The 25,521-nt window shown below is 46.5% G+C and carries 21 protein-coding genes and 2 pseudogenes; 2 read left to right on the forward strand and 21 right to left on the reverse strand.

Annotated features, from left to right (window positions below; all coding sequences use genetic code 11):
• The first annotated feature begins 18 nt into the window (after positions 1-18).
• Both G3W54_RS10060 and G3W54_RS10065 read left to right on the forward strand, forming a co-directional pair.
• Positions 19-1,215, forward strand: a complete 1,197-nt coding sequence (locus tag G3W54_RS10060) for an ROK family transcriptional regulator (RefSeq protein ID WP_162652927.1) — start codon at positions 19-21, stop codon at positions 1,213-1,215.
• Between the two features lie 81 nt (positions 1,216-1,296).
• Positions 1,297-1,395, forward strand: a pseudogene (locus tag G3W54_RS10065) (IS6 family transposase); the annotation flags it as partial.
• 65 nt (positions 1,396-1,460) lie between these two features.
• On the opposite strand, the gene G3W54_RS10070 reads toward G3W54_RS10065, so the two are convergent.
• The 21 genes and pseudogenes from G3W54_RS10070 to G3W54_RS10175 all read right to left on the reverse strand — a co-directional run bounded on the left by G3W54_RS10070 (position 1,461) and on the right by G3W54_RS10175 (position 25,520).
• Positions 1,461-2,099, reverse strand: coding sequence for a class II aldolase/adducin family protein (locus G3W54_RS10070; protein WP_162652928.1), 639 nt, complete (start codon positions 2,097-2,099; stop codon positions 1,461-1,463).
• A gap of 3 nt (positions 2,100-2,102) precedes the next feature.
• Positions 2,103-3,020 carry a MurR/RpiR family transcriptional regulator gene (locus G3W54_RS10075; RefSeq protein ID WP_162652929.1) on the reverse strand — a complete coding sequence of 306 codons (918 nt, stop codon included), beginning with the start codon at positions 3,018-3,020 and terminating at the stop codon, positions 2,103-2,105.
• A 124-nt stretch (positions 3,021-3,144) separates the two neighbouring features.
• Entirely contained in the window at positions 3,145-4,734 is a 1,590-nt protein-coding gene (locus G3W54_RS10080; protein WP_174244221.1) for an L-fucose/L-arabinose isomerase family protein, read from the reverse strand.
• 1 nt (position 4,735) lies between these two features.
• Positions 4,736-6,364: an FGGY-family carbohydrate kinase gene (locus G3W54_RS10085; RefSeq protein ID WP_162652931.1), complete on the reverse strand. Its 1,629-nt coding sequence runs from the start codon at positions 6,362-6,364 to the stop codon at positions 4,736-4,738.
• A 45-nt stretch (positions 6,365-6,409) separates the two neighbouring features.
• On the reverse strand, positions 6,410-7,912 hold the full coding sequence (locus G3W54_RS10090; RefSeq protein WP_162652932.1) for an FGGY-family carbohydrate kinase: 1,503 nt from the start codon (positions 7,910-7,912) through the stop codon (positions 6,410-6,412).
• A 130-nt stretch (positions 7,913-8,042) separates the two neighbouring features.
• Complete coding sequence (locus tag G3W54_RS10095) at positions 8,043-8,981, reverse strand: MurR/RpiR family transcriptional regulator (protein WP_162652933.1); 939 nt, start codon at positions 8,979-8,981, stop codon at positions 8,043-8,045.
• Positions 8,982-10,115 (reverse strand): sn-glycerol-3-phosphate ABC transporter ATP-binding protein UgpC, encoded by a 1,134-nt coding sequence (ugpC, locus tag G3W54_RS10100; RefSeq protein WP_162652934.1) that lies wholly within the window; start codon positions 10,113-10,115, stop codon positions 8,982-8,984.
• A gap of 2 nt (positions 10,116-10,117) precedes the next feature.
• A complete protein-coding gene (locus tag G3W54_RS10105; protein ID WP_162652935.1) occupies positions 10,118-10,951 on the reverse strand; it encodes a carbohydrate ABC transporter permease in 834 nt (277 codons plus the stop codon).
• Positions 10,948-11,844, reverse strand: a complete 897-nt coding sequence (locus tag G3W54_RS10110; RefSeq protein WP_162652936.1) for a sugar ABC transporter permease — start codon at positions 11,842-11,844, stop codon at positions 10,948-10,950. The genes G3W54_RS10105 and G3W54_RS10110 overlap by 4 nt, the downstream gene beginning before the upstream one ends.
• Positions 11,845-11,989: 145 nt before the next feature.
• Entirely contained in the window at positions 11,990-13,270 is a 1,281-nt protein-coding gene (locus G3W54_RS10115; protein ID WP_162652937.1) for an extracellular solute-binding protein, read from the reverse strand.
• A 71-nt stretch (positions 13,271-13,341) separates the two neighbouring features.
• A complete protein-coding gene (locus tag G3W54_RS10120) occupies positions 13,342-14,343 on the reverse strand; it encodes a hypothetical protein (protein ID WP_162652938.1) in 1,002 nt (333 codons plus the stop codon).
• A gap of 286 nt (positions 14,344-14,629) precedes the next feature.
• The gene (locus G3W54_RS10125; protein ID WP_162652939.1) at positions 14,630-15,664 is read right to left on the reverse strand and encodes a carbohydrate kinase family protein; all 1,035 of its coding nucleotides are present in this window, start codon (positions 15,662-15,664) and stop codon (positions 14,630-14,632) included.
• Positions 15,665-15,716: 52 nt separating this feature from the next.
• Positions 15,717-16,487, reverse strand: coding sequence for an ATP-binding cassette domain-containing protein (locus tag G3W54_RS10130; RefSeq protein WP_162652940.1), 771 nt, complete (start codon positions 16,485-16,487; stop codon positions 15,717-15,719).
• Positions 16,484-17,494: an ABC transporter permease gene (locus tag G3W54_RS10135; RefSeq protein ID WP_162652941.1), complete on the reverse strand. Its 1,011-nt coding sequence runs from the start codon at positions 17,492-17,494 to the stop codon at positions 16,484-16,486. Before G3W54_RS10135 ends, G3W54_RS10130 begins: the two co-directional genes overlap by 4 nt.
• A 59-nt stretch (positions 17,495-17,553) precedes the next feature.
• Positions 17,554-18,585 carry a sugar ABC transporter substrate-binding protein gene (locus G3W54_RS10140; protein WP_162652942.1) on the reverse strand — a complete coding sequence of 344 codons (1,032 nt, stop codon included), beginning with the start codon at positions 18,583-18,585 and terminating at the stop codon, positions 17,554-17,556.
• 325 nt (positions 18,586-18,910) lie between these two features.
• The gene (ugpC, locus tag G3W54_RS10145) at positions 18,911-19,987 is read right to left on the reverse strand and encodes a sn-glycerol-3-phosphate ABC transporter ATP-binding protein UgpC (protein WP_162652943.1); all 1,077 of its coding nucleotides are present in this window, start codon (positions 19,985-19,987) and stop codon (positions 18,911-18,913) included.
• Positions 19,988-20,017: 30 nt separating this feature from the next.
• Positions 20,018-20,857, reverse strand: a complete 840-nt coding sequence (locus G3W54_RS10150) for a carbohydrate ABC transporter permease (protein ID WP_162652944.1) — start codon at positions 20,855-20,857, stop codon at positions 20,018-20,020.
• A complete protein-coding gene (locus tag G3W54_RS10155; RefSeq protein ID WP_162652945.1) occupies positions 20,847-21,746 on the reverse strand; it encodes a sugar ABC transporter permease in 900 nt (299 codons plus the stop codon). The genes G3W54_RS10150 and G3W54_RS10155 overlap by 11 nt, the downstream gene beginning before the upstream one ends.
• An 82-nt stretch (positions 21,747-21,828) precedes the next feature.
• On the reverse strand, positions 21,829-23,106 hold the full coding sequence (locus G3W54_RS10160; RefSeq protein ID WP_162652946.1) for an extracellular solute-binding protein: 1,278 nt from the start codon (positions 23,104-23,106) through the stop codon (positions 21,829-21,831).
• A gap of 548 nt (positions 23,107-23,654) precedes the next feature.
• Positions 23,655-24,254 (reverse strand): annotated as a pseudogene (locus G3W54_RS10165) (IS6 family transposase); the annotation flags it as partial.
• 186 nt (positions 24,255-24,440) lie between these two features.
• Positions 24,441-25,520, reverse strand: coding sequence for an N-acetylglucosamine-6-phosphate deacetylase (locus G3W54_RS10175; RefSeq protein ID WP_197742820.1), 1,080 nt, complete (start codon positions 25,518-25,520; stop codon positions 24,441-24,443).
• Between the last annotated feature and the right edge of the window lies 1 nt (position 25,521).

Genomic DNA, 25,521 nt, shown 5'->3' on the forward strand with positions numbered 1-25,521 from the left:
TTTTTTAAGGTACTAAAATTGGTAACTACAAAATTACGCACGTCAGGTACGAATTTAAGCCGCACAAAAGTGCACAATCTTCGTGTTGTGATCGAAGTTATTCGCACACAAGGACCAATTTCAAAAACTGAAATTGCAAACGTGACATCCCTTTCGCGCCAAACAATTCAATACATTGTCGCCGAGCTGCAAAGCGCTGAATTAGTTGAGTTAATTGACGGCGAAGTAAAAGGGCGCGGGCACCCGGGCAAGAAAATTGTGTTGGCCCCAACGGGCGCTTACACGATGGGTATTCATGTGGATCGACTTTCAACCCGCGTAGTGGTTTGCGACCTTGTGGGCAACGTGATTTGGAACCGCACAGAACGATTAGACACGTTAGATATCACAACAGCGAATCGGTTAATTGAAACGGTTTGTCTCGACTATTTTAGTGAACGCCCTAGAGAGGCAAAAAAAATGGTGGGTGTTGGTATCGCCGCTCCCGGACCATTTAATCAAACCAACGTAAGGCCTGATGACCTAACCAATTTTCAGGAAATTGGAACACAACAAAACCTGGATGATCTTTCCAGTAAAATAGGCTTACCTGTTATTATTGAAAATGACGCAGCCGCAGGTGCAATCGGTGAACATCTACATGGTGTGGGTGCCGATTTTGATACATTCGTGTTTTTGCAGTTCGGCATCGGCCTGGGTGCCGGAATAATTCTCAACGGCAACAAGTTCACAGGTAGCTCTGAAATAGCGGGCGAAGTCGGGCACATTATTGTTGAACCAACAAATGGTTTAAGGTGTTCATGCGGGAAAAGTGGTTGCTTAGAGCGATACCTTTCTGTTGATGCCCTATGTCGCGATATGGGTTTGCAAATTGAAGATATTGATCTTATGTCAAAATTGGACGCGATGATAAAGAAAAAAGAACCGTCTCTCGTCAATTGGCTGCAGGATGTTGCCCCCCGTTTTAGACAGCTTGTCAATATTTTGGAAATGACGATTGATCCTGAACTGGTCATCGTTGGCGGCACAGTCCCTCGCTCGTTCCTAGAGTTACTTATCGAGTTAAGTGTACCATTGTACGAACCGTTAAACCTGCGCCGGCAAGGTCGTCAGGTGAAAATTGGCACCGCAGATGAATATGTTGTGGCCGTGGGTGCGGCCGCCGCATCAGCAGAAACACACTTCGCGCCGGCACTCACCGGACTTATTCTATAGCCATAGGAGCTAGTCGGAGTTGGTGTCCACTGGACAGAGATCCAATGGGCTTGTCGCAAAGTTCATTGAGTTAACGTGATTTTGAGGAAAGGCTTTGGCAATTCTTGCAGTTGGAATGTTAACAATCAGAATGAATTACTCAGGCACCTATTCGGACTTCAATGGGTTAACAAAGTATGAATGCAGCGAAGGCCTGGGCTAATTACACCCTGAGATAATCTTTGCGACAAGCCCGTTTGTGTTCTTCACTCGTATGAGGGCAGCGGCAAATCGGCGATTTGAGCCATTGTCAATGGTTGTACGCCGCCAATGGCTTCAGCAACCCAAACAGTTTTAGCATATGCTTCAGCTACTTGCAGTCTATGAAAAGCGTCCCGAACACTTGTTCCAACAGCTGTCGCACCGTGATTTTGGAGTAGGAAGACATTGTGGCGAAGAACGTATGGTGCAATGGAGGCGGCCAATTTCGCCGATGATGGGCGTCCGTAAGGCACCGTCACAATCTGACCGATAACAGCAACCAACTCTGGCAAAATGCCATGTGGTAGGTCTCTGCCTGCAGCTGCGAAGGCCGTTGAATAAATTGGATGACCGTGCGCCACACCCATGGCTTTGGGGCGTTGGCGATAGAATTCGAGATGCATGTACTTCTCGGACGTCGGACCATAATCACCCTCAATGACGTTAGCGTCCAAATCCAAACGAACCAACATATCTTCGGTGATATCACCTTTGTTAAAACCAGAGGGTGTCATCAGAACAGTTCCATCAGCGGCACGGGCGCTTACATTCCCTTCCGTTCCTGCGACCAAGCCTTTGGAATCCATCAATTTGCAGATAGCAACAATTTCTTTTTTAAGTTCAGCATCAGCATTTTGTGTCATTTTTTACCTATTATGTTGAATTGATATATAAGTTGGATCTATCGGGTGAACCCGGTTTCGTTCAATTTCACGTTCCAGCACCGCTGCATTGCGCAAAAACTCATTTTTTCGGGGATGCTCTAAAGCAAGGCCGGTGCAAATCATGTCGATGATAGCAAGTTGAGAAACACGGGTTGCCACAGTTTCGCTACCGGTAATTGCTCCGGCAGGAGCAGAATATAAAATAATATCTGCGTATTTACACGCACTTGCTTCAGGGTTACTGGTTATCAATATACAATTCATTGATTGAGCACTGGCCGCCTTCAACGCATCCACAACATCCTTAGACTCACCGGAGAAGGAAATTGCAAAGAATAACGAACCTGGAGGTGGGTTAGATGTAACAGCTGTCAGAACATGCGGGTCACTGTAATTATTTGTCACGTATCCAAACCGGATTAACCTTTGGTAAAAATCAATCACTGGCGACACAGAACTTCCAAACCCTAAAACTTGAATAACCAGCGCGTCTTGAATTGCGGCAATAGTTTTACGCAATGAAATAGAATCTAAAAGTTCAGCTGTTGACTTCAGTATACTGGAATGAACGTGGACAGTATTTTGCACTAATAGAGAATAAGGTTCAGAATGCTTGGCTTGTTTATCTCCAAATGCATCACTTTGGCTAACTGAAAGCCCGCGCAATTCGGCTAGTGCTAGCCGCAAATCCCGATATCCTGTAAATCCTAATTGCTGAGCAAAACGAAAAACCGAAGTCTCACTCACGCCTGTAGCTGTCGCAATCTCCTTTAGCGGCATATCAGCAGCGACATCTCGATTATTGATACAAAACTCTGCTAAAATGCAAAGGGCACCGCGCCCCGTTAACGACAGTGTTGCCAGCCTTTTCATAAGATCAAATGTGTAGTCCACTGACATCGTCCTTTTATCCGCTAATATACAATGGTATTAATTTCCATATTTTATCAAGAAAAAAAGTAACTTTTATTTTTGCGGTTGAAGGTACTTAACGGAAAGCGTGTTTTATATCGGTACAGCTCCGTTAAATACCACAATAATGAACAGATATTCCGAGCTCTTTTGCAAGGGCAGCACGAACAGATAATGCATGATCAGCTTCTTCAGCTGAATGAGCGTAAACAACCTGAATATGGTTAGCTCGGTGGCGCGCCATCATTTGATCGCGTGTCACACCGGTCAAAACGCCGTGCATTATAGGCCATTCAGATGTTGTTCCTTTGCTGCGCCGCTCCGTTTCTTCCTCTGGCAAATCTACTGCTTGGCCTCGACCAATATCCATATGGAGTGCATTGTTTTCGACGAAAATTCTGGACCAGATAATTTCACCCGATTTGGCAATCCCCTTGAGAGTTCCTCCACCATTTGGAAAGAACATTGCTGGTTGACGGTAACTTTCCGAACCTGCCCAACCTCCCTTATTATGTGCAGGTGGAACCGCACCGGAAATTTCAAACACCCAAACGAAATCCGTGCAACTTCCAGATTGATCGACATCTCCCCAACGCAAATCATGCAAGGTTGTTTCCAGCGGTTGACCAAGAGCATGATGAACCCGATTTATCAGTACTGCGTCAAGGCCTGCACATTCATCCACTTCATTGAAGTGCACAATAGGTTTATCAGGGCGGATTGGAGTGCCATCGCCCCCAGTGACATCGGGCCGATCGGTATTATTCAACATACCCTCAACCAAATCAGAGGCAGGTAACAGATCTTTCAACCCCTGTTGATATTGAATACCTATAGCTTCGCATCCGAACTCTTCCGCTATGCGCACAGCAGCTATATACATTCTGCATTGATCCAAGACCTGCGCCTCTGTAAGCTCAGTGGCATGATTTGTCCCAAAATGAAATTTTAAACCACGCGCCTTTAACCATTCAAAGACCCTTATGGCCTCTGATTCAGATACTTGGTTAGTTTCATAATATAGCGCTGATTGAGACAATCGCTCCTTATATATCCCCATGGGCATGAGCAGTTCATCAGGAATAATCGCATTATACATACCCATACACCCCTCATCGAAAACACCAAGGATCACTTTGTTCTGCCGGATATCATCAGCAATATCTTTGGCCAACTCCCGATCCCTATCAGATAGCGCGTTCAATTCCGCGGAGCGAACATGGCTGAGATCATGGCTGATTGTTTCAGTTTTCAGCCATTCTTGCAGTGCATTAAGGAAAAACGCATCATCAAAATTCTCACTCCAGAGAGTTGAGAATTTAACTCCCGCCTTAACCAAAGAACCATTCAGATTAAGCATACCGACTAGTCCAGGCCATTGCCCAGACCAATTAGCTAAGGTCAAAATTGGGCCCCTATGGGATACAAGGCCGGCCAGAACATGATGTGAATATTGCCATACAGCTTCGGCCACAATAATAGGTGCCTCAGCATCGATTTCAGCGAAAACATCCATACCTTCGCGTTGAGATGAAATGAATCCATGCCCCTCTGATTTAACTGGATGTGCGCGTTGCGTACTATATCCCATACCACCCAAAACAGCGCTCAATTTATCTTCCATAGCTTTTTGTGCGGGCCAACACATAACGTTAGCGCTCTCGCGCAAATCTCCACTTGCGATAATCCAAATCTTTGACATCTTATTCTTCCTCTTCATGCATTATTGTCGTATAGGCAGCAAAATCGTCCTGCATACGTCGAAACACCTGATATTTTCGGTCGTGATATTGAGAAACCTGTCCCGTTCGAGGCGATATGCTTCTCCCGGGTCCACTCATTTTTTCCATCGCTGTCGCCAGATCAGGCATAGCCCCTGCGGCAACCGCGCCCAACATTGCCGACCCAAGTAGAACTGGTTCAGACTGCTCAGGAACAATAACTGGTATTTGGCAGGCATCTGCCAGCTCTCGTAAAAACAGAGTGTTGTGGGCCAACCCACCACTTAAAACCAAGGCGGTTACGGGTACACCGCGCGACACCATTTCTTCTAATATATGCCGAGACCCGTAGGCTAACGCCTGTAACGTGGCGAGATAATTCAGCGCCAAATCCCCACCACCATGGGCAAGCGACAATCCAGATATCGCCCCAAGTCTGTTTGGATCTGCCAATGGCGAACGGTTCCCATGAAAATCCGGTTGAACATGACGATCCCGCGTCAAGAAGGCCGTTTCAGATCCCATTGCGTCAAGCGTTTGAGACAGCTTTTCGTAAATCGAGATGCTTTCTGAACGTGCCTGTTCTCGCATTTCAGAACCAGCGGAATGCTGCTCGATAATAGTGTCGATTAGCGCACCCGCAGCCGATTGTCCGCCCTCCAGCGCCCAGACATTTGGTAAAAGAACCGAGTAATAAGGCCCCCATACGCCTTGCACAAAAACCGGTTCCTGAGATAACGCGATATGACAAGCCGAGGTACCGGCAATAATTGCCATTCGTTGTGTCAGAGGTGCCAAGTCCGGCATAGCTCCCAAGGTTCCCAGAGCACCGGAATAAGCATCTATCAAACTCGCAGCAACAGGCATACCAGCTGAAAGACCTAATTCATCAGCGGCCTCCTGCGAAAGTTGACCTACATTATCCCCGGGGGATGCAAATCTATTTCCAATTTTGGCATATGTTTCATGAGTTAAATCTTCAAGCCCGACTGAACTCAAAAACTGGCTATCCCACCCCTCTCCGTTTAGGCCTTTATGTCCCATGTAGGTCCACTTACATACACTCGAACACAATGAGCGAGTTTTAGTGCCCGTGGCACGCCACACAAGCCAATCGGGTAGATCAAAAAAATGCCCTGCCAGATCCCAAGTCTGAGGCAGATTATTTTTAAGCCAGCGGAGTTTTGGGATTTCCATTTCAGGTGAAATGACGTCGCCCACATATTTAAGAACTTCAGCGCCCGTATCATTGATCATCTCGGCATCTTTGATTGCCCGATGGTCCATCCATAATATCACGTCCTGTTCAGGTTCGCCTCCGGGCGCAACGCTAACAGGACCACCGTCAGGAGTACAAACAACTAATGAACACGTAGCATCGAATCCGATACCTGCGATATCTGCTCCTGTCACATTTGCGTCAGAAATGACCTCCCTTACCGATGCACAAATTGCCTGCCATATATCGGCCGATGACTGCTGCATATAATCTGGTTTGGGGTTGAACGTCTTTGTGTCTCTTGATGCGGCCGCCAACAGTCGACCAGCTTCATCAAACAATCCCGCTCGCGCCGACCCGGTTCCAACATCAATCCCGAGAAAATATGCCATCAGATTTACTACTCCTCAAAAATTCTATCAACCGCACTATTGCGCTCATTCATTCTCATGTTGCCGCATATTTCTGAGTGCTTCATATAGCTTACGATATGTAACAAGGCGTTTTGCGTGCAATCGGTGTCGTTCCGGCCTTGGCGTATAAACTGCTTGCTCAGTGAGCATTTCACCGACGAGTGCTTCAACCGATACCTTCTCATAATGACTACGCCCCAAAATAGCGCTCGCAAGACAGGGAGCATCTTCAACACCAATACGCACAATTGGCTTGTTGAGAATATCTGCCTTCATTTGCAACCATAGTTGCGAACGTGTACCCCCGCCGATTGCATGGAGTTTGGAAACGGGACCCGCCTGCTCTAATGCCTCAAGGCTAATCGCCTGTTCAAATGTAATCCCCTCCAAAAGGGCAAGCATCATATCGGATCTACTTGTATCTGCCCGCAACCCGTAAAATGCGCCAACACTATGATGATCGTTCAAAAAAGAACCGCTGCCTAAAAAATGCGGTAACACAAGCGGCCATTCAGGAGGTTCATCAGGCAGTGAAGCGATCATCTCGCCAATTGATAGCGGCTCAGACCCATCGGCCGATGGCAACCCTGCACAATCCCGATACCACGCAAGCAACCGTCCACCACTTTGATTACCAGCAAGGGCGGCATATTTCCCTGCATCGGCATGGGCTGCACAAGGCACATGACCACGGCTAAGGGCGGCATGGTCTGGCTTGTCAACAACGACAACCAGCGCCTCTGTTGTACCAATCGAATACATAGCGGTACCCGGCTCCACGACACCTGCTCCCAAAGCTCCCATGGGTTGATCGTGCCCGCCTAAAACAACGCTGATGTTCGTGGGTAACATAAGATCAGTTGCAATATGTTCTGGTATAACACCAACCATATCCCCACTTCTCCCGATTGGAGAAAGTTGGTCCAACCTCACACCAGCGAGATCCAATAAACGTTGTGACCAGCTATGATTTTTTACGTCATAACACAACGTTCGTGCAGCCATACTCTCATCGATGATAGGCGATAAGCCAAGACGCAGCAGTGCAAAATCACCAAAACACAGAAATTTCCAAGTCTGTTCAAACACCTCTGGCTCATACTTACGCATCCACATAAGTTTGGGGAGTGTATAGATGGGAGCAAGCGGTTGCCCAGTCATCCGGTAGATTTCATCACCACCCAATTCATGCTCAAGTTCAGCAACTTCAGATCCGCATCTCATATCAGCGCTTAATTGAGACGGCGCCAGCACTTTACTGCCTTTACCTATCGGCACCACGGCCTCACCAAAACATGATATAGCCAGTGTACGGACGACACCTGAAAGGTCGCAAGATCGTAATTCTTTGAAACAATCAACTGCCTGGCGCCATACTATATCGGCGTTCAGTTCCATTAAGCCCGGACCAGGATTAGATACCGCGTAGCTTCGAGATGTCGATGCGATCACATCGCCCGTCCGGTCAAAAGCAATCAGCTTGCACCCACTTGTACCCAGATCAAGCCCGAGGTAGATATCAACCATCGACTTACACCGCCATTAACCGAATGAAAAAACGGCAGACCTCCGACCGTCTTTTTTTACTTGTAAGTGACCATAATAGTTGAAAGTATTTTCAATCGTGCCTTGATCCGGCATATATGTTTCCTTTCAGTTACTTATCTTCTGGAGAAACTCGTTTTTTGGCAATTTCTCGATCAAGCATCTTAGTATCGTGCATGATGGATGCATCTTCGTAATTCTCCGCTAGAGCAACGGAAATCATTTCAATGATTGCCAATTGTGAAATACGTGTGCTGATCACATCCATGGAAATAGGTGAGCGGCGCACTGCCGAAACCAAGACGACGTCAGATATTTGTGCAATCGGCGACTTAGGGTCACTTGTAATTGCTATGCGCTTAAACCCACGCCGCCCTGCGGTTTCAAACGCATCGGTAATATCTCGTGTTCTGCCCGAACACGAGATCCCCAAAAATACTGCACCAGGTCTAACTGTGGCTGTAACCGCCGCAAGAATATGAGGATCAGAATGGGCGCTTGCCGTCAATCCAAGCGCGAGAAATCGTTGGTAGGCATCAAAAGCTACAGGCGCAGAACTACCAAAACCTGCCAGGTGGACATGGTTTGACCCGACAAGCAGGTCAGCCGCCTGCTGCAATGCATCATAAGATATCAACGAACTGGTTTTAAACAACTGTTCAGAGTTAACATCAATCACCCGTCGCACAGTTGATGCCATTTCATGGTTTGATGATTGGTCTGTTGGTGTACCGGTTCCGGCAAGCTGGGCTCCCAGCGCCAAGCCTCGTCCCTCCGCAAGCGCAAGACGCAACTCCTTATATCCACTCAGGCCCAGCATTTTACAAAAGCGAAATACCGTGGTTTCACTCACGCCAGTTCGTTTCGCTAGGTTATGAATCGTCAATCCGCCGACTTCCATCTGATTGTCCAACACCCATTGTGACAATCCCGCCATGGTCTTATCTGCGGAACGCGAGACTGAAACCAGTTTCTGAAAGATAGCAATGCCCCGCCCTCCGATAGAGTCCATTGCTTCATCTGCATGTGGCTGAATGTGTTCATTTTTCATTTACGTCATGTCCTTCTGAAGGTTTGGAGGGCACAGCGCATCCAGAAATTGAGGTGTTATAGAAACACGAGCCCCCTTTTGATCAAACAGATAACATGTCTTGGGATCAATTTGTATGGCAAGTGTTTCACCACTGCTAAAATAGCGAGCTTTACTATCACGCGCGACGATAGTCTCAGAACCAATTGTAATATGGACAATCGTATCACTCCCAAGCATCTCGACGAAACCAAGATGACCACTAACTTTAAACCCATTACCTTCTTCAAATATAATATGCTCCGGACGAACTCCAAGCTCCACATCGCTACCCAAATCGAGAGGCTTTATTACTGAAATCTCGATGGTTGGCCCAAGATCAAGCTGTATGCTCGCGACCTCGCTTGTCGAAGCAATTACCTTGCCCTTTAAAAAATTCATGGCTGGGGATCCTAAAAATCCTGCGACAAACCGATTGGCAGGTTGATGATACAACTCCATTGGTGTGCCAACCTGCTCGACCCTGCCTTCGTTCATAACGACAATTCGATCAGCTAAGGTCATTGCCTCTACCTGATCGTGGGTCACGTAAATCATTGTCGAATTAAGTTCCGCTTTTAAACGCGCAATTTCAACACGCATATCCACCCGCAACGCAGCATCAAGGTTAGAAAGCGGTTCATCCAGAAGAAACAATGAAGGTTTACGCGTGATTGCCCGACCAATTGCAACGCGCTGTCTTTGCCCCCCTGATAGTTCGCGAGGTTTGCGGTGTAGATATTGATCCAGATGCAGCTTCTTCGCTGCCTCGCCGACACGCCGAACAATTTCATCACGCACAGTTCGCGCTATTTCCAGCCCGAACCCCATATTTCGATCTACATTCATATGAGGGTAAAGTGCATAGGACTGGAAAACCATCGCGATACCCCGTTCAACAGGTTCCTGATCGCTGACATCTTCACCATCAATTAAAATTTCACCAGAATCGATTTTCACCAGACCAGAGATGATGCGCAAAAGCGTTGATTTTCCGCATCCGGAAGGACCAACAAGAACACAAAACTCCTGATCTTGGATTGTGAGGGAAAGCTCCGGTATGACCGTAAGTGCACCAAATTTTTTTACTACATTTTGAATTTTCAGTGTTGCCATGATTACCCTTTCACCGCTCCGGCCAGCAAACCGCCGACAAAGGCACGTTGCACAAAAATATAAAGAACAATTAGCGGAAGCGCGATTAGTGTGAGAATGGCGAACAAAGCGCCTGGATTAGCCATATAAAGGCCGGAATATTGCATCGGAACAATTGTAAGTGTCTTCATTTCGGCCTCGGTCAGAACAATCAAGGCCAGAAAAAACTCGTTCCATGTGACTATAAATTGCCAAATAGCAACAAAGAATATCGCGGGTCGAATGAGAGGAAGCGCAACATGGCGGAATGTTTGCCATGATGAGCATCCATCCACTTTTGCCGCCTCAAAAAGTTCTTTTGGTGAATCATCCATGAATGCTTTTAAGATGACAATAGCAAAGGGCACGCCCAACGCTGAATAAGGAAAAATCAGTCCCCAGTATGTATTCACCCACCCAAAATTTTTCAGCAATATTGCCAACGGTAATACCAGGGATGCCATCGGTACCATCAAGGTCGTAAGCAAGGTTGAATAAAGGACGATAGATCCGCGCAACCGCAAAATTGAGCAGGCAAAAGCAAAGAGTGCCGCCACTGAAACCACAATCACCACAGTAGCAACTGATATAATCAAACTATTGAGAAAGATGCCAAAAAGGGGATTATCTCGGATCACAATTACAAAATTATCAAACGTTATCGGCCATGCAATAAGCTGGGGGTCAAATGCTTGAGCTGGTGTCCGCAATCCCACAGAAACCATGTAAACAAGAGGTATCATCCAAATTGCAAGCACAAGAAAGAGCAAAGTATGTATTACAATGGAGCGAAGTTGTGTGCGTGTTCTAGCGTTCATGCCTGCGTTTCCTTCGGCTTAACACCAGTTTTATTGATATTCTCTTTTCCAAGATAGATAATCTGGAGCAACGTCAACGCGAGCGCAATGATCAATACAATCACCGAGAGCGCCGCACCGCTTCCGGTATCTCCCAGAATGAAACTCTGTTTAAAAATAAAGGTTCCAAAAACCTCACTGGCGCGATTTGGGCCACCGCTGGTCATGAGATGCACAATCGGGAAGGTTTGAAGCGTACCGATAATGCCTAACATCAAAAGTGATTTTGTAGATGGTGAAACCATGGGAACGATCACATCATATGCCAACCGCCAACCTTTGGCTCCATCAACACGTGCTGCATCAAATACTTCAGAGGGCATATTTGCCAACCCGGCAATATACATCAACATTGAAAATCCGGTCCACTGCCAAATATTTACAATGATCAGGGCGTAAATAACCGACTTGGAATCTCCAATTGGTGAGTATGACAGGGAAATACCGACAAGCTTTAGATATTCCTGCGCAATACCGTAATAGGGAGCATATATCTGTACCCAAACGATACTCACTACAGAAACCGATGTCACAACAGGTAAGAAGAATGCGGTGCGGAAAAAACTTTTAAACCTGTCCGTATGGCGTTCGATAAAATAGGCGAGCATTCCACCAATAATCATCTGAACAGGAATGGTAATCAAACCCCAAAGGGCCATATTACGCACAACAATCCAAAATGTGGGATTTTTCAGGATTTCTGTATAGTTTGCCATTCCGGCCAAGACGACTGATCCATCACGCGTCTCTGTATAAAAGCTGTTTTGTAAAACCCATAGGATTGGATATGCAACGAAAATCACAAAAAGCAATACAGCAGGTATAACAAACGCAAAACTTCTCAGCTGACTCATCTATATGTGACCTCCTAAAAATTTAGACACACATGTTCTTTTCATCGCACATGATACTCATTGCAAATAAGGCTAACGAAACTCAATTCTATATCAGATATGTCGCCCAAGCTAATCTCTCAACTTGAGCGACACTCGGGAGGGTTTATTTTTCCATCGCCGCATCGTTCGCAACCTGTACGGCCTTCAAAGCATCTTCTGCACTTTGATCACCGGACGCGACACCTGCTAACGCATTTTCTAGCGCTTCAGATACTACTGGTGAAGCCAAACGCTGGTTTTCCGCATTCGGCAACTCAGCCATGAAACGATCATACATTTGCTTGACGTGGTCACTTACTTCGCCTTTGGGTTCATGACCTACAAAAGCCGGCAAATCATTCAGATCGTTGAGCGCTTGTTGTAGACCAACACCGTTGGTAAGCTCCGCCAAAAACGTCCAGGCGGCATCATTGCTGGCTCCATTATTTGTCAATCCATATCCGATATCAATACCGCCTACTGGTGGACTCGAGCGGGTTGACCCTGGAACAGCAGGAAGAAAGAAATAATCAAAGCCTTCCATGTTTTCCACGTCCTGAGAAAGTGGCGGTGGAAATTTACTTTCCTGCATCCACCAAGAACCCAATGCCATCATCCCGACTTTACCTTGAGCGAGAAGTTGAGCACCAGTTGGATAGGCATGAGCACCTAGCGCTCCTTGCTGGAAGATACCGTCGTCAAACAGCCCCTTCCAGGCATTCATCGCAGACACAAGTTCTGGAGATGTCCATGGCATATCGCCAGATTGCGCTTTTTCAACTATGCCTGGCGAAAACTGGTTAGCCAACATCAAGAAGACGTTTACATTTTGCCATCCATCTGCAGCTCCTTGGAACATGGGGATCATCCCCTTGTCACTCAGTGTCGCCGCAACATTTTTCAGGTCTTCATAGGTATCAGGAACAGACAGTCCCAATTCTTCAAAAACACGTCTGTTGTACCAGATAGCCAAGACCTGAGATTCTTGTGGAACGATATAATATCCTTCATCGCCCTCAGGATTACCCATCAGCACCTGCCGACGATTGATAGGGAAGATTTTTTCACTCCAATTTTCACCCCACTCTGCCGCAGCTTTATCATTTATCGCAGTCAAATGTTTGCGATATTGCTGAGTGAGCGCACCCGGTTGAAGCCCTATGACGTCTGGTAGACTGTCAGAAGCAGCAGCAGCTCTCAACGCTGTGATATACTCGGGTGAATAGTTATAATAGGTATATTTGACATCAATGTCTGGATATTTTTCCTCAAATGCGGCTATTGATTTTTCCATTGTACTCTGAACAAACCACGACCAGACAGTCACCTCAGTTGGCTCGGCCTGAACCGCCGTTGACGCTAGTAGCGTCGCTAATGCAGCGGCTAAATATTTCTTCTTAAACATTGTCTTCCTCCTTGTTGATAGTCTCTCCCTGTTCCATCGCTGTTAAAGCGATGGTGACATTCATTTGGCAGTTAAGCCATTTTTAGCGTTGGATCCGTGATTTCCAGATCTTCCTCCAAAGTCTTTTTAGACTTGATTCCCTTCTTCTTTAGCTCGTCATGGTAGAATTTAGTCGCATCCTCCGATGAAATTTCCTCTTCAACGACAAGACGCATCGTACGCACGATGTCTGGCGCGCTTTCAGCAAAGAAAATTTTGCGCCCGAACAGAGCTACGCGAGCACCATATCGCTCGGCCTGTTGGACCATCTCCAATGTGTCTCGCGTTGTTGACGATGCCCCACCCAGTATTCCGACAATCAGATTTCCTGGGTCAAATGATGCCAGCTCCTCTGTCGCCTTTGGACCGTTATAAACGACTTTGAGAAAAACCGGTCGATCGTGAGATGAGACACCCGCAAGGCATCTTGCAATCGCGTCATTATTATATGTGGCAAAATCTTGATCACCAGTGGCAACTTTAAACTGGGGGTTAAACACCTCCAGAAAGTGACGAATACCGGCAGCAGATGCTTCATCCCTGAATTGAGAGTAAGCGTCTAGAGAACGACGATCCTGATCCAAATCGTTGAAAAAAGTCAACGCATATAGCCCAAGATCTGCAAGAGGCTTAACCCGATCCAATCGGGCGGAGCGGAACGGAACAGTTGGGTGGGCAATGTAACTTGCACCCCTCCAATGCCAAATGTCACTTCCGTCGTTCAATCTGATCGCCGGCGTCACCGCCGAATTATGAAATACACCTTGAGATGCTAGTGCTTCACCAGATGATAACGACGTAAGCATAATATCAACTTGGTCGTCACGAACCATATTTTTCATGGCATCACGGTAAACCTGCAAAGGTCTCATACGTCCGGTGGGTGCTCCATTTTTATCAAGCTCAGGCCCTGCCACACCACAACCCAGCGCCATATCCCCGTCTTTTGCATCCGCAATGATAAAATCTGCCGGACGATAATCGCCACTCTGAATTTTCCCTAGTTTGCGTTCTAATCGCTTTTCTTTCAGCATTTCACTACTTTCTATCAGTTCTAATGGTACAAGTTCGCTGCCGCCTGCTCGTAATGATCGCTGCGCAACGATTGTTCAGCTTTTCAAAAAGTGGGCCGAGATATTTTACAGTTTCCTCGTCTGCAACATTTCTCTCGAAGAGATGTAATGGTTTGCAGTTTCGTCAATACAAAAAATATTTCTTTATTTTTATATATAAAAAAACAAACTTCCTAGTTAGTCAAGATGAAAGTTATTTTTTAAATTTATAAAAGTAAAAACTCGCTTGTGGAGGCAAAGTATCATCTCATTTTTCGTCCGCAGCATCGCCCCTCCAACCCAATCGTTCAGCATGTTTAAGGCAATCAGACCACAGTGAAATAGCTTCAGTAGCTGATGAACTTAGTAATGACCGTGCAGAAACAGCGTGTCCAAGCCGCAATGCGGATTCAATGTCCCAATTTTCATGCATCGCATAGAAAAACCCAGCAGCAAATGCATCACCTGCTCCATTCGAGCTGACTACATTTTCTGCCGGAACACGGACCGAAGGCTGATAAAATATCTGCCCCGATCGGGTTCCGGCAACCGCACCTTCCGGGTAATGTGCAACAATGATTTTAATATTGGTACGATCAAGTAATATCGTGATAGCTCGCACCAAAGCATCGCGACGAGCAGACCCTTCTTTCGGCAACTCAATCCCAGCAAGTGCACCTAATTCAAAATCGTTCACCACGAGATAATCCAGATAATCCAAACAAGGTCCTGCCAGTTTACGCAATCGGTCAGGGGCGATACTCATCAATTCTAGATTGGTTTCTAGACCATGCTCCTTTGCCAACCGCAATAATGTGGACCACCCGTTTTGACCATCTTCATCAATTTTGTCGAGGAGTGCATGCGCACCAGGCAAACCAAGATGCAGCATGCGCGCGCTTGTCTTGGCGAAATCAAAGTGTTTGACATCAAGTGTGCTTGAGACACCTGCATCATATGCGTGAGTTCGTCTTTGCGTTTTTTCTGCGAGAAACGCAATCGCCCAGTGAGTTGGATGCCCGGCGACCTGACGCAGTTGTCGCGTATCGATTGACAAATCATTTGCCAGTTGAAGCAACAAGTCACCATGGTCATCATTTCCAACCACGCCAATCGTTTCTACATGAGTATCCGGATTAAGTCGCTTTATATCAGCGGCAAAATTGAAACCGGAACCACCGCCATGTGTGCTTAACTCCGTTACCGCTGTGGAGGACTCTTCATCCGGCCAACTGTCCATCAACATATTTCGGTCGACACACCAGGTTCCACCTGTCAAGAAACCACGTCTTACTGCTGTCATTGTCATTGTCCCGTTACTTAAATGTAGTACAGATCATCCACTAAGAGTGCCCTCATAAACTTTGCGGGATCTGCATAGCGCCTGTCATAATTGCCACGGCGTCATTCATCGAGATGTCACTTGAATTCTCCAACGCCACACGTTTGCCGAGACGGTGGATGTGAACACGATCGGACACTTCGAAAAGATGTGGCATATTATGGCTAATTAGAACCACGGAAACACCTTTGTCTCGAATATTGGCGATCAAATCGAGTACTCTGCCGCTCTCCTTCACGCCAAGTGCAGCAGTGGGTTCATCCATAATAACAACTTTGCCACCAAACGCTGTGGAGCGCGCAATGGCTACCCCCTGACGCTGCCCGCCAGATAAAGTTTCCACCGACTGGCCAATATTCTGGACCGTTAAAATCCCTAAATCCGACAAGTGTTTTTTTGCAGCGCTCCGCATTCGTTTCTTGTCAAGCTGCTGACCAAACTTACCTCGCCAACCCGAAACAAGTAACTCACGTCCCAAATACATATTGTCAATAATCGACAAAGCTGGCGCCAATGCTAGATTCTGGTAAACCGTTTCAATGCCAGCGCGCCGTGCATCTAATGGGCTTTTGAAACTGACAAGCTCTTCTTCCAAATAAATTTGCCCATCATCAGGAATAACTGCGCCGGAAAGTGTTTTAATCAGGGTAGATTTTCCCGCTCCATTATCCCCAATAATACCAAGGATCTCTCCTTTTCGAAGCTCAAAGTCTGCTCCATCAATTGCAACAACATGACCGTAAGATTTTCTGATATTTGTCGCGCGTAAAATTGTCTCCGTCACGTCGTCGTCCCCCGAATACGTTGGTCAAGAGCAACGGCAATGATGATGAGGAAGCCAATGGTAAATTCCTGCCAAAGAACATCTAAACCCGCCAGAGCCAAACCATTTTGAAACACGCCAACAATCAGAGCGCCTATCATGGTACCCAAAATTGCACCTCGCCCACCAAACAGGCTGGTTCCTCCGATCACAACGGCAGTGATGGAGTCCAGATTGGTCATCCCCCCACTCAGGGGGCTAACGGCACCAATCCGACCAATCAACAACCAACCAGCAACACCACAAATTACACCTGCTAAGGTATAGGTGAACAAAATCACCTTAGTAGAATTGATGCCAGATAATCGCGACGCTTCAATATCGTCGCCGACGGCATAAATATGCCGCCCCATTGGCGTTGAACGCAACATGTACAGAAGAAGCAGAGCGGTCAAAACCATAATGGCAGAGCCATACATTATCTGCGAACCCGAACCAAAACTGAACGTTTGTCCAGCCCATTGAAGAAGTGAGGCCTGCGCCTCTACATCTTGGCTGCGGAGTGTCTCACCCTTAGACCAAAACTGTATGATCGCGCTAAAAATGCTCCAGGTTCCAAGCGTGACGATGAAGGGTGGTAACCGTAAGAGTGTCACAAGTGCCCCATTGAACAGCCCACACCCGCCACCGACAGCAACTCCTGTCAGAAGTGCTAATTCGGGAGGCAAGCCATTTACCAACGCCAGTCGCCCTATGGCAATCGAGCTAAGGACCATGATTGCTCCCACAGAAAGATCAATCCCTGCGGTAAGAATGATTAGTGTTTGAGCCAGACCAACCATTGCAATAATCGTGACCTGTTTTAAAACAAGCGAAAGATTGAACGGGTGAAAAAACCGATCCCCCACCATGAACGCAAAAATCAAGACGGCCAACCCTAAAATGCCAAGCGGGATCATCGTAGGATTGGCCATTAAAAAGTTAGTCACGCGGACCAACCCTGTGCGGCTGACAGCAGGTTCTTTCATGCATACCTCTTATGAAGATGAAAACAAATAGAAGGGGCGCTCTATAGCGCCCCTAGTAATTAGCCCCAGCAAAGCTTTAGCGCTTCCTCGGAGGAAATAGAAGCTATCCCCTTCACAGGCGCATCCGTGACAAGCTGCACACCAGTGTTGTAAAAATCGAGCCCGTCGCTGTTTTCAGGAAGCTTGCCTGTTTTGGCATATTCCACAACAGCCTCAACACCTAAGGAAGCCATTAGAAGCGGAAATTGCATCGATGTTGCATCGATCACGCCATCTCGAACATTTTCAACACCTGGACAACCACCATCTACCGATGTCAGCAGAATGTCGTCAGCAGATTTTCCAGCAGACTTAAGTGCCTGCCAGGCACCTGCGGCAGCTGGTTCATTGATCGTATACACAACGTTGACATTGTAATCACGTTGGAGCAACGTTTCCATAGCTGTGAGGCCGCCCTCTTCACTGCCACCGGTAACCTGATGACCAACTATACGATCATCTTCCTCATCGCCTCGACGATCCGGGTTTTTAATATCAAATCCGAAGCCTGCCATGAACCCCTGATCTCGCAAAACATCTACTGTCGGCTGACTTTCATGTGCATCAAGCAAGGCAACCCGCGCATTCTTGGTCCCTTCATCACCCAGTGTCGCAGCGGCCCACGCACCTATTAAACGACCAGCTTCAAAATTGTCAGTCGCAAAAGTTGAATCAGCCGCTTCGATTGGCTCGAGAGGTGTATCTAGCGCGATCACAAGAATACCTGCGTCACGCGCCCGTTTGATAGTTGGTACAATCGCCTTGGTATCATTTGCAAGGATCAAAATCCCTTTAGCACCTGATGAAATCAGATTTTCGACTGCCGATACCTGCGTCTCATTATCTCCGTCATAATCACCTGCATAAGCTTGCAACTCAACGCCAAGCTCTTTCGCCTTTGCCTCAGCGCCTTCTCTCATTTTAACAAAAAACGGATTGTTATTCGTTTTCGTAATCAACCCTATTAGAACATCATCGGCAGCATTTACAGGCGCAGTTAATCCCCATGTCGCCGCAAATGCGATTGCTGTACTCAACATTAACTTCTTCATAATTTTTCTCCCAATACTATTTGTAGTTTGAAACGAAATCAGGGAATGCCTGATCAGTTTTCCTGATCGTTTAATAAAAAAATATTTCTCATTGTTAGTCAAGAAAAAAGATAGTTTTTTATACGCTATGTAGATAATGTTCCATTATTTTACACTGATCGCACGCCTTGTAATTGCCGTAGATATGATGATTGAGGTAGCTGGATTTTGACCTCAGGCATTGACGATCTGATTGCTGCTATTCTGCCAAGTCGATCACTGACAGAATGTTAAGTATTCTAATTGGTTCTGTCGCGACGTTCTGGAAAACCAATGGATTCTGATACTATGAATTGGGTTGCCAATCCAATCTTAAACCGCTCTGCTTATCAAACAGGTGCATTCCAGAAAATTGAGGTGCAAGATTAATTGTTTTTCCCACTTCCAGTGGACGGCGGTCGCGAATTAGGGACGTAAATCTTGATCCCGATGCAGAAACGACAACCACTGTTTCGCTTCCCATGGGTTCCAGACTTTCAATAATACATGCGGCCCCTTGGCCTTCTTCGACCAAATCCAAGCTTTCTGGTCGCAGGCCACAGACGATTTCATGCGGTAGGTTTTCAGGATGTTCATTTCCCGGCCATGCAAACAATGTCCCAGCAAAAGTTATCCCGTTGCGGTCAGTTTCAGCGGGAAATATATTCATGGCAGGAGACCCAATAAACCCGGCAACGAAGATACTCTGCGGGGTATCGTAAACGTCTAAGGGGTGACCAACTTGCTGAATCATTCCATCGTGCATGACTACAACTCTGTCGCCCATCGTCATCGCCTCAATTTGGTCGTGGGTAACATATATGGAGGTCGTGCGAAGCCTATTGTGTAGCGCTTTAATTTCTGTACGCATCTCGACACGTAGTTTTGCATCAAGATTGGAGAGCGGTTCATCAAATAAAAACACCTCCGGGTTCCGCACAATTGCACGTCCCATGGCAACGCGTTGTCGTTGTCCTCCTGATAAGGCACGAGGCTTTCTGTCGAGGAGAGGAGTAAGCTCTAATAATTTCGCTGCATCATTGACCCGGCGGTCCATTTCCGCCTTAGGCGTTTTTCGAAGTCGCAAACTGAATTCAATATTTTGTCGTACTGTTTTATGTGGGTAGAGTGCATAGTTCTGGAAAACCATAGCTATATCGCGGTTTTTAGCCGGAACGTTATTCACCTTCCTTTCGCCAATATGAATATCGCCTGCGGTTATGTTTTCCAATCCGGCAATCATGCGCAGAAGCGTCGATTTCCCGCAACCTGAGGGGCCAACGAGAACCACAAATTCACCATCTAAAATTTCAAGGTTCAGATTCTGAATGACCTTGGTTGCAGCATAACTTTTTTTAAGATTAGACAATGTAACTGATGCCATCGCTATTCCTCTCCCCTAAATTACTTTACTTTATTTGACCGCGCCACTTGTTAGACCATTCACAATCTGTCGTTCGAAAAGCAGGTACAATAGCAAAATGGGGACAATTGTTGTGATTGTAAAAGCATTGATCAGTGGCCAATCGGTGAGCCCCATATTGTCGCGCATAGCATATAGTTGATACGGTAACGTGCGCATATCACTGGACGATGTGAAGGCAAGAACAAACGGAAACTCATTCCACGATTCGCGTAGTGACAAAATTCCAGCGGTAACTACGCCTGGTATTGAGATCGGAACAACAACCTTCCAAATTCGTTGCCAAATAGAGGCCCCGTCGATTGCAGCTGCTTCTTCCAATTCCATTGGGACGGCTTGAAAGAACCCGATCAATATCCAAGTTGCCATCGGCACTGCGGTCGCCGTATATGTAACAAGTAATACCGAGTAGGTGTCCAGCAAGTCCAATTTTGCAATAACATCGAACAAAGGAATTATTAAGCTGGCACGCGGAAGAATACGTGGCACGAGAATGAATAGTAGCAGGATGTGCCGCCATGCAAATGCATATCTTGCAAACCCGTAGGCAGCCAGCACTGAAAAGAATAATGTTAATACGGTAGAGGATATTGCAAGATAAAAACTATTTGCGAGTAATCGAGGAAAACCATCGGATGTGACGACTTTGCCATAATTACTAAAAGTGGGGTTTTCTGGAATGAAGCCCTCAGAATATAATGTGAGAGGAGTTTTTAGTGATGCAGAAAACGACCAGAGGATTGGCAGAACTGCCCAAATTGTAAGCACTATCAACATAGACCATGCGATGATGCGAGTTTGGGTCGAAGCAGGACGAGAATCATTTGCCATCTTGAGTTCGCCCCGCTACCTTTAGAAAAACAGCGCTCAACGCGATGTTGATAATCAGAATTACGATCATCACGGCTGCGCCGGTGGAATAGTTCAAATCACGAAATGCTAGTTGGTACATATAGACTGCCAAGACTTCCGTAGACCTGCCTGGCCCGCCACCCGTAAGCGGTAAAATAATGTCAAACATGTTGAAGCTGGCAAAACTAAGCCACATCAATGCAAGTGACAGCATGGGTATAATTGATGGGATGGTGACGTGCACAAATTTCTGAAAACTGGACGCACCGTCAATTTCGGCAGCAGCATATAGTTCTGGGTCGATTGTCTGAAGACCTGCCAGTAGAATTAAAGTGGCAAATGGAGCGATGAACCAAACATTTGCCATGGTAATAACTATGAGCGCCTTTTGCGGATCCGCCAACCATGACACTGCCGAATAACCCAATGCACTGGACAATTGGGTCATAATTGCATTGTCCCCGGTGAATAAAAACCGCCACATCACCGCTGTGGCGACACCGGAAACCAAATAAGGGATCAATGCAATTGCGCGAAAGAGACTACGAGCAAAAGTGATTTGGTTCAACGCAAGCGCATGAATAAGAGACATCATGATACCAATGATAATTGTCGCAGCCACAAAAATGAGTGAAATCACCAGTGAGTTTTTGAACCCGTCTGAGCGAAATAAATCTATATAATTATCAAGCCCAACAAATGGTTGACCTGTTTCCCAAACCTCAATCTGGAAGAGGGACATCAAGATACCGCGCACCACGGCATATCCAAGAACACCCGCAACAACTGCAATAGCGGGAAACAACAATATATAGGGCGTCAATCTCTCAATGAGAGAATTCCACTTGCCTTGGTGAGCGGCGATCATTCCAATACCTCCACAACAATAAATCTTCGATACTGGGCCGAAGATAAATCCGGCCCAGTCATTATTGTACTTGGATTACCACTTAGCCGTTGGTTAACTCATCTATTAACTTCTGGTGCTTTGCCGCAATGTTGCTTGCGTCCGCATCCGGATTACTCAACGCTTCCTGCATCGAGTCTAGCAAGATCTGGTAAATCTGACTCTGCCTAGGATGGGTTGGCAACGGCGTCAAATTTGAGAATCCTTCGGCGAACTCAGATGACCATGGCTTAATCCTGTTGTACTCAGGTGATTTGAACACCGACATAACAGTGCTTGGCTGATATCGCACTGACACTTCGCCCACGTTTTTAGGATCAGAAAGGTAGCGCAGCACTTTCAATATAACGTCGTCATTTGCTGCATCCTTTGTGACAAGAAATGGCCAGCCGAGGGTCATAGTGCGAGCTTCACTTTCAGCTCCAGGACGTGCCGGTGGAGGTGTACCATCCCAGTGTTCGTTCCATGTTAAAGATTCATTGAGCGTGGGATAAATATTGTCGCCCAAAAGTGCTTGAGCTGCATTCCCTCCAATAAATGACGCGCGCATTGCGCCCGAATCCCAAGCAAGTACATCCGGTGACGTCAGCCCCTCTCGAACCAATGCTTGGTAGAAACCCAAAAGATAGTGACCCGCCTCCGAGTTAATCTGTGGAACTCCGTTTTCAAACTGCCCACCCATTGACATGAACGTTGCCAGGAACCAAACCGGATCATGCGCTCGGCTTCCAATAACAGCAAAACCAGTATTGCCCTGATCCTTTGCTGCTCGCGCAAATTTGAGAACATCATCCCATGTTTGCGGTACATTCATGCCAGCATCTGCTAACCAATCCTTGCGATATGTATACCAATAAGGTCCAGCGAAAAGCGTAACACCATAAGGTGTGCCATCAAGTGACGCCATTTCAATCGCCGCTGAAGAAAAATCATCCAACGAAGCAGGATCTTCTGAGCGCCACATCTTCAGAATGCCAGACACGTCACGCACTGCATCCTGTGCAACGAGCGGAGCAAGTCCATCTGCCGGGACTTGGAGAATGTCCGGAGCTCGACCAGCCTGTCCTGCGCGAAGCGCATCAGCAACGGCTGTTTCCAGTCGCACAACGTTTGCCGTCACCTTGATATCAGGATTATTTTTGTGGAAGGTCTCGAATGCATCAGCTGGCATAAAGTTCTCACGCCCAAACCAGACCGTGACCTCTGTCGACTGTGCGATAACATCGTTCGTACCAGCTAACAAGCTACCGCCAAAAATTAGAGATGCGCACGCAACTGATCGCACTGTATTTGTGATGTAGGATAGTTGAAATCGTCTCATTTTGTTCCTCCTCAAATGGATTGATTGAATGTTTACAATCTCCTAAGCGAAACATAGCCGCGGCGAATTAGGCGCCTTGTCTTGCTTTATTTCGCATGCAAACAGGCTGTTAAAGTTTACTTTCACTAAGTCGGCCAGCCTGATGCCGACGGTGATTTGGCAATGATTTTGTGTATTCCTTGTCAATCGCACAATTACTCTGCGCGGGCTTCGATAACGCGTGTTTTCTTACCTAACGGACAACCTTTTATCTGACCTAGGGTTCACTGACAGACGTGACCCAAGGGCATGCTAAGATTGAGAATCCGACACTCATTTTCATTCATAAAAAAAGAAATATTTTAGTATGTCAACTAAAAAGAATTTTTTTTCTTTGTGATTTAGAGATATTACACCCAGATAACCTGTTAACTCGCGGGAATGACAATTGTTTCTGACCCCTGATGATAAAACCGCAATCTGTTAGCTATAAGCATTACAGTTCTCCGTCTGGAATTATCCAAAAAGACGTTTGGCGGGCTTGTTGCAAAGATTGGATCAAGACTGAATTATCCAGCAATTGCAGCAAATTGTTGGAAAGCAGATTGAGTGGTTTTTCCGAACTGATACTTGCGGATCATGTGTGCAACTTCGATACCTTTTTGTATTGCGCTAGCTGAATAAAAGGCTTTGAGGCCCATCATGGGGCCCGTCAGTTTCTTGATGAAACGATGGTCTTGTTCTACGATATTTTTCCGTTGCCTGACAGCGCATTGTAAATGCGTGAGAAGGAGATATTTCACCTGCAATATCTTTATCAATTTACTTTCGTACGCGAATTTCAATATTACATTGGTCCATAGTAGGCGCACCAGATTAGCACCACTCTTGTCGACAGCCACTTTAATCTGGCACATCGTTTGCATCAATTGTCTGCTTGAAGAACCGTCGAGCTGCTTTAGCATCGCGTTGCTCTGACAGCATGAAATCTAGGTTTTTTCGTGTTTATCGACGGCTCGATAATGAACCCACTTACCTTTGACTTTGATATAGGCCTCGTCTATGTGCCATGGGGAACTGGTTCTTGATTTTTGGCGTAGCGCTTGAGATGCTACTATTGGTGAATATTTTACCACCCAACGGTTTAGTGTCGCATGACCGACTTCAACCCAAATGCTTACTAGATTGAAGATTGTTACAAAGTTAAGATAAACCGGGCGTAAACTTTGCGACAGTACCTGTATGAATGCATCTTGCACGATCTGCGCATATCTTCGTATGCGCAATGATGAACGCACTACAAAAATCTGAATGCCAGGAAATATGAAGGTTCATTTATTCTTACCGGTACTTAGCTAGGTTTGCCATGCTGGTGCGAAAAAAACATCATCAACCGAACTTCCCAACATACTCTGTTTCGGAATTCTTAAGAACTCACGCGGGGTAGTTGTTGCGGCCATCAATGCATCGATGGGTGTTAATCCAACATGCTCGACAAGGCGGATAACAGAGCTTTTGAGATCAATATGTGCACCTGCTAGAGACCCTTGTGAATTCACTAACTTGCCATCATCAACTATAATCTTTTCACCATAGAGCGTAAAATGATCGGGACCAGCAATTGTCGACATAGCATCTGATACCAGAACCATCCGGTGGGGGGTGGGACGGGCGCGAAAGGCGAGAGCTGTCATCCTATCATCCACATGATGACCATCTGCGATTATGCCGCAATAAGCGGAGCTATTGATAGCTGCGCCAACTATGCCGGGTGTGCGTGATGTCATTGGCGGCATGCCGTTGAAAAGATGGGTGAACCCTCGCAAACCCTCAGTCAAAGCCTGTTCTGTTTGTTCTGCAGTCGCTTTGCTGTGACCTGCGGATACAACTATGCCCATTGCAGTCAAATCAGCGATTGTGCCGGGTTCAAGCGTTTCAGGTGCAACTGTTAGCAGAACAGGCAAATTATGACGACGTAATCGTACTAACAGATCGCGGGTTCTATTATCGAATGGGCGAATACGAGTTGGATCATGTGTGCCCTTATGAGCAAGACTTATGTGTGGGCCTTCAATATGAATGCCGAGCACGCCGTTCTTATTATATTCGGCAAGAACAGCATCGGCAGCGCGTTCTATAATGTCTGGGTGATCGGTAATAACTGTTGGCAGAATGAAAGGTGTGCCGACAGAGCGATGCGCAGCTGCGATTGCACGCACACCTTCGCGAGTTGGTTCGTTGTTTAACATGACACCGCCACCGCCATTAACCTGAATGTCGAACAAGCCAGGTGACAAGATTGCCTCCAAGGGTTCAGTTTCCGTCTTAGCAGCCAGCGTTTTGACATCTGCTAATTGTACGATCCTGTTGTCTTCTATTGCGACAGCAAGATTGGGTAACAGGGCTTGGCCATCAAATACCGCGTGGGGTTTCATC

Source organism: Lentilitoribacter sp. Alg239-R112, assembly GCF_900537175.1.
GTDB lineage: Bacteria > Pseudomonadota > Alphaproteobacteria > Rhizobiales > Rhizobiaceae > Lentilitoribacter.

Excerpts from the sequence above, each read along its gene's own strand:
- G3W54_RS10080 (WP_174244221.1), bottom strand. The coding sequence starts at position 4,734 with ATGTCAAAGATTTGGATTATCGCAAGTGGAGATTTGCGCGAGAGCGCT.
- G3W54_RS10110 (WP_162652936.1), bottom strand. The coding sequence starts at position 11,844 with ATGAGTCAGCTGAGAAGTTTTGCGTTTGTTATACCTGCTGTATTGCTT.
- ugpC (WP_162652943.1), bottom strand. The coding sequence starts at position 19,987 with ATGGCATCAGTTACATTGTCTAATCTTAAAAAAAGTTATGCTGCAACC.
- G3W54_RS10135 (WP_162652941.1), bottom strand. The coding sequence starts at position 17,494 with ATGAAAGAACCTGCTGTCAGCCGCACAGGGTTGGTCCGCGTGACTAAC.
- G3W54_RS10105 (WP_162652935.1), bottom strand. The coding sequence starts at position 10,951 with ATGAACGCTAGAACACGCACACAACTTCGCTCCATTGTAATACATACT.
- G3W54_RS10085 (WP_162652931.1), bottom strand. The coding sequence starts at position 6,364 with ATGGCATATTTTCTCGGGATTGATGTTGGAACCGGGTCGGCGCGAGCG.
- G3W54_RS10115 (WP_162652937.1), bottom strand. The coding sequence starts at position 13,270 with ATGTTTAAGAAGAAATATTTAGCCGCTGCATTAGCGACGCTACTAGCG.
- G3W54_RS10155 (WP_162652945.1), bottom strand. The coding sequence starts at position 21,746 with ATGATCGCCGCTCACCAAGGCAAGTGGAATTCTCTCATTGAGAGATTG.
- ugpC (WP_162652934.1), bottom strand. The coding sequence starts at position 10,115 with ATGGCAACACTGAAAATTCAAAATGTAGTAAAAAAATTTGGTGCACTT.
- G3W54_RS10125 (WP_162652939.1), bottom strand. The coding sequence starts at position 15,664 with ATGACAGCAGTAAGACGTGGTTTCTTGACAGGTGGAACCTGGTGTGTC.
- G3W54_RS10075 (WP_162652929.1), bottom strand. The coding sequence starts at position 3,020 with ATGTCAGTGGACTACACATTTGATCTTATGAAAAGGCTGGCAACACTG.
- G3W54_RS10090 (WP_162652932.1), bottom strand. The coding sequence starts at position 7,912 with ATGGTTGATATCTACCTCGGGCTTGATCTGGGTACAAGTGGGTGCAAG.
- G3W54_RS10140 (WP_162652942.1), bottom strand. The coding sequence starts at position 18,585 with ATGAAGAAGTTAATGTTGAGTACAGCAATCGCATTTGCGGCGACATGG.
- G3W54_RS10150 (WP_162652944.1), bottom strand. The coding sequence starts at position 20,857 with ATGGCAAATGATTCTCGTCCTGCTTCGACCCAAACTCGCATCATCGCA.
- G3W54_RS10120 (WP_162652938.1), bottom strand. The coding sequence starts at position 14,343 with ATGCTGAAAGAAAAGCGATTAGAACGCAAACTAGGGAAAATTCAGAGT.
- G3W54_RS10095 (WP_162652933.1), bottom strand. The coding sequence starts at position 8,981 with ATGAAAAATGAACACATTCAGCCACATGCAGATGAAGCAATGGACTCT.
- G3W54_RS10160 (WP_162652946.1), bottom strand. The coding sequence starts at position 23,106 with ATGAGACGATTTCAACTATCCTACATCACAAATACAGTGCGATCAGTT.
- G3W54_RS10070 (WP_162652928.1), bottom strand. The coding sequence starts at position 2,099 with ATGACACAAAATGCTGATGCTGAACTTAAAAAAGAAATTGTTGCTATC.
- G3W54_RS10175 (WP_197742820.1), bottom strand. The coding sequence starts at position 25,520 with ATGAAACCCCACGCGGTATTTGATGGCCAAGCCCTGTTACCCAATCTT.